Raw genomic sequence first — 10825 nt, forward strand, 5'->3', positions numbered from 1 at the left:
GGGGCGGCCTTTCGCGTGGTCGCTGTGGCTCAGATCACTTGATGATCTTCGAGACGACGCCGGCGCCGACGGTGCGGCCGCCTTCGCGGATGGCGAAGCGCAGCTTCTCTTCCATCGCGATCGGGGCGATCAGCTCGACCTCGAACTTCAGGTTGTCGCCCGGCATCACCATCTCGGTGCCTTCCGGCAGCTTCACGGTGCCCGTCACGTCCGTCGTGCGGAAGTAGAACTGCGGGCGGTAGTTCGCGAAGAACGGCGTGTGGCGGCCGCCCTCTTCCTTGGTCAGGATGTAGGCCTCGGCCTCGAACTGCGTGTGCGGCGTCACCGACTTCGGCTTGACCAGGACCTGGCCGCGCTCGACGCCGTCACGGTCGATGCCGCGCAGCAGGACGCCCACGTTGTCGCCCGCCTCGCCGCGATCCAGCAGCTTGCGGAACATCTCGACGCCCGTGCAGGTCGTCTTCTTGGTGTCGCGGATGCCCACGATCTCCAGCTCGTCGCCGACGTTGACGGCGCCGCGCTCGATCCGGCCGGTCACCACCGTGCCGCGGCCCGAGATCGAGAACACGTCCTCGATCGGCATCAGGAACGGCTGGTCGATGGCGCGCTCGGGGGTCGGGATGTACTCGTCCACCGCGGCGATCAGCGCGCGGATCGAGTTCTCGCCGATCTCGGGATCGCGGCCTTCCATCGCGGCCAGCGCCGAGCCCTTGATGATCGGGATGTCGTCGCCCGGGTAGTCGTAGGAGGACAGCAGCTCGCGCACCTCCATCTCGACCAGTTCGAGCAGCTCCTCGTCATCCACCTGGTCGACCTTGTTGAGGTAGACTACCATGTAGGGGATGCCGACCTGGCGGCCCAGCAGGATGTGCTCGCGCGTCTGCGGCATCGGGCCGTCGGCGGCGTTCACGACCAGGATCGCGCCGTCCATCTGCGCCGCGCCGGTGATCATGTTCTTGACGTAGTCGGCGTGGCCCGGGCAGTCCACGTGGGCGTAGTGGCGCGCCTCGGATTCGTATTCCACATGCGCGGTCGAGATCGTGATCCCGCGGGCCTTCTCTTCGGGCGCGCCGTCGATCTGGTCATAGGCGCGGAACTCGCCGAAATACTTCGTGATCGCTGCCGTCAGGGTCGTCTTGCCGTGGTCAACGTGGCCGATCGTGCCGATGTTGACGTGCGGTTTCGTCCGTTCAAACTTTGCCTTTGCCATCAGATGGCTCCTTGTTCGTCAAATGCAGGTGAAGGGGCGGGGCCGGAGCCCCGCCGCAGGATCAGGCGTATTTCTTCTGGATCTCGTCCGAGATGTTCTGCGGCACGGCCTCGTAGTGGTCGAACAGCATGGTGAACACCGCCCGGCCCGAGGACATCGAACGCAGGTTGTTGATGTAGCCGAACATGTTGGCCAGCGGCACGAAGGCGTCGATGACGTTCGCGTTGCCGCGGCTGTCCTGGCCGCGGACCATGCCGCGACGGCTGGTCAGGTCGCCGATGATCGAACCGGTATATTCCTCCGGCGTCACGACTTCGACCTTCATGATCGGCTCGAGCAGCTTCGCACCGGCCTTGCGCAGACCTTCACGCATCGCGGCGCGCGCGGCGATCTCGAAGGCGAGGACCGAGGAGTCGACATCGTGGAACGCGCCGTCCGTGAGCGCGACCTTGAAGTCGATCACCGGGAAGCCTGCCAGCGGACCGGAGTCCATGACCGACTTGATGCCCTTCTCGACGCCGGGGATGTATTCCTTCGGCACCGCGCCACCCACGATCTTGCTCTCGAACGAGTAGCCCTCGCCCGGCTCGGTCGGGGTGATCGTCAGCTTCACGCGCGCGAACTGGCCGGTACCACCGGTCTGTTTCTTGTGCGTGTAGTCGATTTCGGCCTGCTGCGAGATGGTCTCGCGATAAGCCACCTGCGGCGCACCGATGTTCGCCTCGACCTTGAACTCGCGCTTCATGCGGTCGACCAGGATGTCGAGGTGAAGTTCCCCCATGCCCTTCATGATCGTCTGGCCCGACTCGAGGTCGGTCTCGACGCGGAAGGACGGGTCTTCGGCCGACAGGCGCTGAAGGGCGAGGCCCATCTTCTCCTGGTCGGCCTTCGACTTCGGCTCGACGGCGATCTCGATCACCGGCTCGGGGAAGGTCATCGTTTCCAGAACGACGGGGCTGGCGGGATCGCACAGCGTGTCGCCCGTGGTCGTGTCCTTCAGACCGGCCAGCGCGATGATGTCGCCCGCAAAGGCTTCCTCGATCTCTTCGCGGTTGATCGAGTGCATCATCATCATGCGGCCGACGCGCTCGCGCTTGCCCTTGGTGGCGTTCAGCATCTGATCGCCCTTCTTCATCACGCCCGAATAGATGCGCGTAAAGGTCAGCGAGCCGACGAACGGGTCGTTCATGATCTTGAACGCGAGGCCCGAGAACGGCTGCGCGTCGTCGGCGCGGCGCTCGATGTTGCGCGTCTCGCTCTCGTCGCCCGGCGTGAAGCCCATATAGGCGGGCACGTCCAGCGGCGAGGGCAGGAAGTCGATGACCGAGTTCAGGAGGGGCTGCACGCCCTTGTTCTTGAACGCCGAGCCAGCGGTGACCGGGAAGAAGGACAGCGAAAGCGTGCCCTTGCGGATCAGGCCGCGCAGGGTCGCCTCGTCGGGCTCGTTGCCCTCGAGATAGGCCTCCATCGCGGCGTCGTCCTGCTCGACCACGAGTTCCAGCAGGTTGGTGCGCCATTCGGCGGCCAGGTCCTGAAGCTCTTCGCGGATCGGCTGACGGATCCAGCTGGCGCCAAGGTCTTCACCCTGCCAAACCCACTCTTCCATCTTGATCAGGTCGATGATGCCTTCCAGCTTGTCCTCGGCGCCGATCGGCAGGGCGATCGGGCACGGGGTGCCGCCGGTGCGGTCCTTGATCATCTTCACGCAGTTGAAGAAGTCGGCGCCGATCTTGTCCATCTTGTTGACGAACACGATCCGCGGGACCTTGTAGCGGTCGGCCTGGCGCCAGACGGTCTCGGTCTGCGGCTCGACGCCGGCGTTGGCGTCCAGAAGGCAGATCGCGCCGTCCAGAACGGCCAGCGAACGCTCGACCTCGATGGTGAAGTCCACGTGGCCCGGCGTGTCGATGATGTTGAAGCGGTACTTCGTGTCCGAAGTCCCCTCGTTGGTGGGGTCTTCCTGACGCTGCCAGAACGTGGTGGTCGCGGCAGACGTGATCGTGATGCCGCGCTCCTGCTCTTGCTCCATCCAGTCCATGGTCGCGGCGCCGTCATGCACTTCGCCGATCTTGTGCGACTTGCCGGTGTAGAAGAGGATACGCTCGGTCGTCGTCGTTTTCCCGGCATCGATGTGGGCCATGATGCCGAAGTTGCGGTAACGCTGCAGCGGATATTCGCGTGCCATGGGTCGGATCCTTTCGCCTTACCAGCGGTAGTGGCTGAACGCCTTGTTGGCGTCGGCCATCTTGTGCGTGTCTTCGCGCTTCTTCACGGCGGTGCCGCGGCCGTTGACGGCGTCGGCCAGCTCGCCCGCAAGGCGCTCTTCCATCGTGTTCTCGTTGCGCTTGGCGGCGGCGGTGATCAGCCAGCGGATGGCCAGAGCCTCGCGGCGGATCGGGCGGACCTCGACGGGGACCTGGTAGGTGGCACCACCGACGCGGCGCGAACGCACTTCGACGGACGGCTTCACGTTTTCCAGCGCCTCGTGGAAGACTTCGATCGGCTCGCGCTTGAGGCGGGTCTGGACGCGGTCGAGCGCGCTGTAGACGATCCGCTCGGCGGTCGATTTCTTGCCGTCAACCATCAGGTTGTTCATGAATTTGGTCAGCACGCGATCGCCAAACTTGGCGTCGGGCAGGACTTCGCGCTTTTCAGCGGCGTGACGACGGGACATGGATGCCTCTCCTTACTTCGGACGCTTCGCGCCGTATTTCGAACGACGCTGACGACGGTCCTTGACGCCCTGGGTATCCAGCACACCGCGCAGGATGTGGTAACGGACACCCGGAAGGTCTTTGACGCGGCCGCCGCGGATCAGCACGACGCTGTGTTCCTGCAGGTTGTGCTTCTCGCCCGGAATGTAGGAGATGACCTCGAAGCCATTCGTCAGGCGCACCTTGGCGACCTTACGCATAGCGGAGTTCGGTTTCTTCGGCGTCGTGGTGTAGACGCGCGTGCAGACGCCGCGCTTCTGCGGGCAGCCTTGAAGGTGCTGCGACTTCGAGCGCTGCACTTTCGGCTGCCGCGGTTTGCGGATCAGCTGTTGGATCGTCGGCATTCGGTTCCCCGTCTTGCTCTGTCAATACTCGCAGCCAGTTCGGCTGCGCCGCTTCTCGACGACATCTTGCGCGAATCGCAAAATGCCAAGCCCGTCCGGCCCATAACGGGCTGACGGGCAAACTTCCAGAGGATCGGGGCGTTCGGAACCCGGATCTTGACCAACAAAGGTTCTGGTATCCCGCGCGGCTCGCCCGGCGGGTAGCGGGGCTATAGGGGGAATCGCGGGAAGTGTCAACACGGGCCCCCGGTTCCGCATCCCGGCCGCGGCCCCTGCCCTGCCTCAGCCGAGGCGCTGCGCCAGTTCCTTCAGCGCGCCCCGCTTCAGGCCGAAGCGCTCGCGCAGTAGCCGCCCCTCGGTCCCCGGCTCGACCTGCCAGGGCGTGCCTGGCCCCATCGCGCCGCTGTCGCTGTCGCCGTGGATCGAGCGGATGAACATCAGCGGCCGGTTGATCGACACGCCCGGCATCCACTGCGCCAGCTTCGAGTGGTCGAAGCTAAGGGCTGTCTCGGCCGCATCGGGGCGCAGGAAGATGGTCAGCGCGACACCCATGTTGTGGCACAGGCGCGGCGTGATCTCCATCCGCCCGCCCTCCATCTTCAGCATCAACCCGCGGGCATAGTCGAGCGACAGCTTCCCCTCCTCCTGCCAGAGCGGCGCGACGCGGGCGAAGTCGGCGCGCGTCCGGGCGACGTAATCCAGCGCCACGGCGTCGTCGTCGTCATGGCGGAAATGGCCGATCACGTCGGCGCCGTCGTCCAGATGCGGCGCGACGGCGGCGCGGCAGGCGGCGAGGTGCCGCTCCATCGGCGGGACCAGCTCCAGCCGCAGCTGCGGGATTTCGGTTGCCAGGTCGCGCAGGCGCGACAGGTAGGGCTCGGGCAGGTCGGGGCCGGTCATCACCACCAGCGTGAAGTCGGGGTCCGTCTGCGCGCGCCAGCCGGGCAGCGCGACCTCGGTGAACCACAGCCAGCGCCGGGCCAGCCGCTCGGGGGCGTAGAGATAGGCGCGCCGCTCCTCGAAGCTCGCATGCTCGACCTGGTAGCCGCGCAGCCCGACATAGGAGAACCGGCAGAGACCCAGCATCTGGAGCTTCATCTGATCCGCCCGATCCTGGACTCGCGCCAGATCGTGTAGATCCCCGCGCCGACGACCAGCGCCGAACCTGCCCAGGTCCAGAAGTCCGGCCATTCGCCGAAGACCACCAGGCCGAGGAGGATCGCGGCCAGAAGCGAGGTGTAGCGAAAGGGCGAGACCGCCGCGATCTCGCCCACGCGCATGGCCGAGACGGCCGAGATGTAGCCGACCGTCAGGAAGCCCGAGCCGAGGACCAGCAGCCCCACCTGCCCCGCCGTCGGCATGATCCAGCCCTGCCCGAGGCTGAGGACGAAGCCGGTCAGGGTCACCGCGACCGCCGCGTAGAAGGCGATGGTGGTCGAGCTGACCTCGCGCCCGAAGCCGCGCGTGGCCAGATCGCGCAGCGTGACCATCAGCATCGCGCCGAGGCCCACGAGCGACCAGATCCCGAAGGCGCTGGTGCCGGGGCGCAGGATCACCAGGACGCCGATGAGCCCGATCACCACCGCCGTCACACGCCGCCAGCCGAGGCTCTCGCCGAGGAAGATGGCCGCGCCCAGCATCACCGCCAGCGGCAGCGCTTGCATGATCGCGGTCAGGTCCGCGATGGCCATGTTCTGCAGCGCGTTGAGAAAGAGCAGCGTCGAGGCGACCTCGCCCAGCACCCGCAGGGACATCGGCCGCCGCGCCGAAGATGCGATCCGCAGCCTCAGCCCGCCCTGCCGCTGCGCCAGCAGCGCCAGCGCCATCATGATGAAGAGCCCGCGCAGCGTGATCGCCTGGTAGAGCGGCATGTCCTGGGTGACGAATTTCATCACCGCGTCGTTGCAGGTGAAACCCAGCATCGAGGCGGTCATCAGCGCCGCCCCCCGCAGGTTGTCACCCGGCGCATGGGCAAGGGGCCGGACCGAGGCGGGCCGGACGCGGCGCAGGGGCGAGATGAGAGGTGGTGCCATGGACGGGTTCCGGTTCGCGGTCAGGTGTCAGGAGCGGAAGGCGGCCGCGCCTTCACCCCGGCGCCGCGAAGCGGTGGCCGGCCCGCCACGATCCTGCGCCGCGGCCAAGGTCCCGCGCGTTCCGCCATGCCTGCATGATCACCCCCCTGCCCGGCGCGAGTATCTGCGGCGGATCGGCGGGGTCAAGGGATGCCGGCACCGGAATGCGAAAAGGCCCGGCGCGATGGCCGGGCCTTTCCAGATCATGTCGCGGCGATCACTCGCCGGCGTTCTCGGGCGCGTCGGCGGCGAAGCCCGTGGGCTGCACCCCCTCGTCCGGCGCGGCCAGGGCCGCGGCGGCCTCGGCCTCGGCGCGGCGCGCCTCGATCACCTCGGCGTCGCGCTCGGTCGCGATGCGGCGCACGCGGCTGGTCGCGCCGCCGGTGCCCGCCGGGATCAGGCGACCCACGATGACGTTCTCCTTGAGGCCCACCAGCTTGTCGCGCTTGCCTTGCACGGCAGCCTCGGTCAGCACCCGCGTCGTCTCCTGGAAGGACGCCGCCGAGATGAAGCTGCGGGTCTGCAGCGACGCCTTGGTGATGCCCAAGAGGACAGGCTCGCCCGAGGCGGGACGTCCGCCGCGCGCCTCGATCTTGGCGTTCTCCTCGGCGAACTCGTCTCGCTCGACATGCTCGCCCTTCAGCAGCGTGGTCTCGCCGCTGTCGAGGATCTCGATCTTCTGAAGCATCTGGCGAACGATCACCTCGATATGCTTGTCGTTGATCTTCACGCCCTGCAGCCGGTAGACGTCCTGCACCTCGTCGATGAGATAGTCGGCCAGGGCCTCGATCCCCATGATGCGCAGGATGTCATGCGGCGCCGGGTTGCCGTCCATGATGTAGTCACCCTTCTGCACGAAGTCGCCTTCCTGCACAGGGATGTGCTTGCCCTTCGGCACCATGTACTCGACCGGCGCCAGACCCTCTTCCGAGGGCTCGATGCTGATGCGGCGCTTGTTCTTGTAGTCCTTGCCGAAGCGCACATAGCCGTCGATCTCGGCGATGATGGCGTGGTCCTTGGGACGACGCGCCTCGAACAGTTCCGCCACGCGGGGAAGACCCCCGGTGATGTCCTTGGTCCGAGCGCCCTCCCGCGGGATCCGCGCCACGACGTCGCCCGCCGCGATCTCCTGCCCGTCCTCGACCGAGAGGACGGCGTCGACCGACATCGGGTAGCTGACCGGGTTGCCTTGGTCGTTGCGGACCGGCTCGCCGTTGGCGTCCATGATGATGATCTCGGGCTTGAGATCGCTGCCCTTGGGCGCCGAGCGCCAGTCGGTCACGATCTTCTGGGTCATGCCCGTGGCATCATCCGTCTCGTCGCGCACCGACATGCCCGACAGCAGGTCGACGAACTTAGCGGTCCCCGCCTTCTCGGCGATGATCGGCAGGGTATAGGGGTCCCATTCGAACAGCTTGAGGCCGCGCGTGACCTTGTCGCCATCCTTCACGAACAGCTTGCTGCCGTAGAACAGCTTGTGGCTGGCACGCTCCTGCCCCTGCTCGTCCACGACCAGCAGCTGCATGTTGCGCGACATCACGATCTGCTCGCCATTGGCATTGGCCAGCACGCTCTGGTTGCGGAACTGGACGATCCCCTCGTGCGAGGCGCCCTGGAAGGACTGCTGCCCGCCCTGCGCGATGCCGCCGATGTGGAAGGTCCGCATCGTCAGCTGCGTGCCGGGCTCGCCGATGGACTGCGCGGCGATGATGCCGACAGCCTCGCCGATGTTGACCAGCGTGCCGCGGGCCAGGTCACGGCCATAGCACAGCGCGCAGATCCCGTCCTCGGATTCGCAGGTCAGGGCCGAGCGGATGCGCACGGTCTGCACGCCCGCCGCCTCGATGGCGTCGGCCTTGCGCTCGTCGATCACCTCGTTCGCACGGATGATGATCTCGTCGCTGCCCGGAACCAGCACGTCCTCGGCCGAGGTCCGGCCCAGCACGCGCTCGGAGAGCGGGCTGATGACCTCGCCGTCGTTGACCGCGGCCGAGGCCGTGATCGCACGATCGGTGCCGCAGTCATGCTCGCGGATGATGCAGTCCTGCGCCACGTCCACCAGACGGCGGGTCAGGTAGCCCGAGTTCGCCGTCTTCAGCGCGGTGTCCGACAGGCCCTTCCGGGCGCCGTGGGTCGAGTTGAAGTATTCAAGAACGGTCAGACCTTCCTTGAAGTTCGAGATGATCGGCGTCTCGATGATCTCGCCCGAAGGCTTGGCCATCAGGCCGCGCATCCCGCCGAGCTGCTTCATCTGGTTGACCGAGCCCCGCGCACCGGAATGGGCCATCATGTAGACCGAGTTCGGCTCCATCTCGGCGCCGTTCTCGTCGCGCTTGGCGGACGAGATGGTGGTCATCATGGCCTCGGTCACGCGGTCGTTGCACTTCGACCAGGCGTCCACGACCTTGTTGTACTTCTCGCCCTGGGTGATGAGGCCGTCGAGATACTGCTGCTCGAACTCCTTCACCTGGTCCTGGACCTCGCCCACGATCTCCCACTTGGTGTCGGGCACGACCATGTCGTCCTTGCCGAAGCTGATGCCGGCGCGGAAGGCCTCGCGGAAGCCGAGCGTCATGATCTGGTCGCAGAAGATCACCGATTCCTTCTGGCCGCAGTAGCGGTAGACGGTGTCGATGACGTGCTGGACGTCCCGCTTGCGCAGCAGGCGGTTGACCAGGTCGAAGGGCGCCTTGGCGTTCAGCGGCAGAAGCGCGCCAAGCCGCACGCGGCCCGGCGTGGTCTCGAAGCGGACCATCACCTCGTTGCCGTTCTCGTCGATCTGCTTGATGCGGGCCTGGACTTTGGCATGCAGATGGACCTCGCCGGCGGCAAGGGCGTGCTCGACCTCCTCGACATTGGTGAAGGCCATGCCCTCGCCCTTCATGCCGTCGCGCTGCATCGAGGTGTAGTAGAGCCCTAGGATCATGTCCTGCGAGGGAACGATGATCGGCGCGCCGTTGGCGGGCGACAACACGTTGTTCGTCGACATCATCAGGACGCGCGCTTCCAGCTGCGCCTCGAGCGACAGCGGGACGTGCACGGCCATCTGGTCGCCGTCGAAGTCGGCGTTGAAGGCCGAGCAGACCAGCGGGTGCAGCTGGATCGCCTTGCCTTCGATCAGGATCGGCTCGAAGGCCTGGATGCCGAGACGGTGCAGGGTTGGCGCGCGGTTCAGCAGGACCGGGTGCTCGCGGATGACCTCGTCCAGGATGTCCCAGACCTCGGGGCGCTCCTTCTCGACCAGCTTCTTCGCCTGCTTGACGGTGCTGGACAGGCCCTTGGCCTCAAGCCGCGAATAGATGAACGGCTTGAACAGCTCGAGCGCCATCTTCTTGGGCAGACCGCACTGGTGCAGCTTCAGCTCGGGACCGGTCACGATGACCGAGCGGCCCGAGAAGTCGACGCGCTTGCCCAGAAGGTTCTGGCGGAAGCGGCCCTGCTTGCCCTTCAGCATGTCCGACAGCGACTTCAGCGGGCGACGGTTGTTGCCCGTGATGACGCGGCCGCGGCGGCCGTTGTCGAAGAGGGCGTCGACCGATTCCTGCAGCATCCGCTTCTCGTTGCGGACGATGATGTCGGGCGCGCGCAGTTCGATCAGCCGCTTGAGGCGGTTGTTCCGGTTGATGACCCGGCGGTAGAGGTCGTTCAGGTCCGAGGTCGCGAAGCGGCCGCCGTCCAGCGGAACCAGCGGACGCAGCTCCGGCGGGATGACCGGGATCACGGTCAGCACCATCCATTCGGGCCGGTTGCCCGACTCGAGGAAGCTCTCGACGATCTTCAGGCGCTTGATGATCTTCTTCGGCTTCAGCTCGCCCGTGGCCTCCTTGAGGTCCTCGCGCAGCTGGTCGGCCGTCGCCGCCAAGTCGATGTTCGCCAGCATGGCGCGGATGGCCTCGGCCCCGATGTCGGCCTGGAAGGCGTCGGCGCCGTAGTTGTCCTGCGCGTCGAGGAACTCTTCCTCGGACAGCAGCTGGCCATAGGTCAGGTCGGTCAGGCCCGGCTCGATGACGACGTAGTTCTCGAAGTAGAGAATCCGCTCGAGATCGCGCAGCGTCATGTCCAGCATCAGGCCGATGCGCGACGGCAGCGACTTGAGGAACCAGATATGCGCGACGGGGGCGGCCAGCTCGATATGGCCCATGCGCTCGCGCCGGACCTTCTGCAGCGTCACTTCCACACCGCATTTCTCGCAGACGAGGCCGCGATACTTCATGCGCTTGTACTTGCCGCACAGGCACTCGTAGTCCTTGATCGGACCGAAGATGCGCGCGCAGAACAGGCCGTCACGCTCGGGCTTGAACGTGCGGTAGTTGATCGTTTCCGGCTTCTTCACCTCGCCGAAGGACCAGGCGAGGATTTCTTCCGGGCTGGCCAGCGAGATCTTGATTTCGTTGAACTGCCGCGGCGCAGCCAGCGGGTTCAGCGGATTGGTGGCGAGTTCCTGGTTCATTTTTCAATCCTTGAAAGGGCGCAAAAGGGGTGGAG

At 66.1% G+C, this 10825-nt stretch carries 7 protein-coding genes; all 7 read right to left on the reverse strand.

Annotated elements, in window-relative coordinates; translation table 11 throughout:
- Nucleotides 1-34: 34 nt before the first annotated feature.
- Nucleotides 35-1210, reverse strand: coding sequence for an elongation factor Tu (gene tuf / locus BLP73_RS13980; RefSeq protein ID WP_090745876.1), 1176 nt, complete (start codon nucleotides 1208-1210; stop codon nucleotides 35-37).
- A 61-nt stretch (nucleotides 1211-1271) separates the two neighbouring features.
- Entirely contained in the window at nucleotides 1272-3395 is a 2124-nt protein-coding gene (gene fusA / locus BLP73_RS13985) for an elongation factor G (RefSeq protein ID WP_090745880.1), read from the reverse strand.
- Between the two features lie 18 nt (nucleotides 3396-3413).
- Complete coding sequence (gene rpsG / locus BLP73_RS13990; protein ID WP_090745883.1) at nucleotides 3414-3884, reverse strand: 30S ribosomal protein S7; 471 nt, start codon at nucleotides 3882-3884, stop codon at nucleotides 3414-3416.
- A gap of 12 nt (nucleotides 3885-3896) precedes the next feature.
- Nucleotides 3897-4268 carry a 30S ribosomal protein S12 gene (gene rpsL / locus BLP73_RS13995; protein ID WP_022705687.1) on the reverse strand — a complete coding sequence of 124 codons (372 nt, stop codon included), beginning with the start codon at nucleotides 4266-4268 and terminating at the stop codon, nucleotides 3897-3899.
- Nucleotides 4269-4550: 282 nt separating this feature from the next.
- A complete protein-coding gene (locus BLP73_RS14000; RefSeq protein ID WP_245686683.1) occupies nucleotides 4551-5366 on the reverse strand; it encodes a putative rhamnosyl transferase in 816 nt (271 codons plus the stop codon).
- The gene (locus tag BLP73_RS14005) at nucleotides 5363-6301 is read right to left on the reverse strand and encodes a DMT family transporter (protein ID WP_090745886.1); all 939 of its coding nucleotides are present in this window, start codon (nucleotides 6299-6301) and stop codon (nucleotides 5363-5365) included. The genes BLP73_RS14000 and BLP73_RS14005 overlap by 4 nt, the downstream gene beginning before the upstream one ends.
- Nucleotides 6302-6557: 256 nt before the next feature.
- Nucleotides 6558-10790 carry a DNA-directed RNA polymerase subunit beta' gene (rpoC, locus tag BLP73_RS14010; RefSeq protein ID WP_090745889.1) on the reverse strand — a complete coding sequence of 1411 codons (4233 nt, stop codon included), beginning with the start codon at nucleotides 10788-10790 and terminating at the stop codon, nucleotides 6558-6560.
- Between the last annotated feature and the right edge of the window lie 35 nt (nucleotides 10791-10825).

The organism is Paracoccus tibetensis (assembly GCF_900102505.1).
In the GTDB taxonomy this organism is placed as follows: domain Bacteria; phylum Pseudomonadota; class Alphaproteobacteria; order Rhodobacterales; family Rhodobacteraceae; genus Paracoccus; species Paracoccus tibetensis.